Below are 229 nucleotides of genomic sequence, written 5' to 3'. Positions count from 1 at the left end.
CAACCATCTCTCGAGTGATCCGCTTCGGCGCAGGCTTCCCTGGGATCAGCGCGGTAGTAACGCTGATGTCGACGTCTTTTGCCTGAGCGGCGAACAGCTCCATCTCCGCTTTAATACACGCTTCGGACATCACTTTGGCGTAGCCATCGCCGCTGCCCGCTTCTTATTTAAAGTCCAGCTCAAGGAACTCAGCGCCCATACTCTGAACTTGTTCTTTTTCTTCCGGTCG

At 54.6% G+C, this 229-nt stretch carries 1 pseudogene; it reads right to left on the bottom strand.

From position 1 onward, the window contains the following. Nucleotides 1-229 (bottom strand): annotated as a pseudogene (gene pntA, locus QMN38_RS26900) (Re/Si-specific NAD(P)(+) transhydrogenase subunit alpha); the annotation flags it as partial.

The organism is Citrobacter sp. R-1.5.2 (assembly GCF_035064245.1).
In the GTDB taxonomy this organism is placed as follows: Bacteria; Pseudomonadota; Gammaproteobacteria; order Enterobacterales; family Enterobacteriaceae; genus Citrobacter.
The sequence above is the reverse complement of the archived record's forward strand: the minus strand, read 5'-3'. Positions and strand labels throughout refer to the sequence as shown.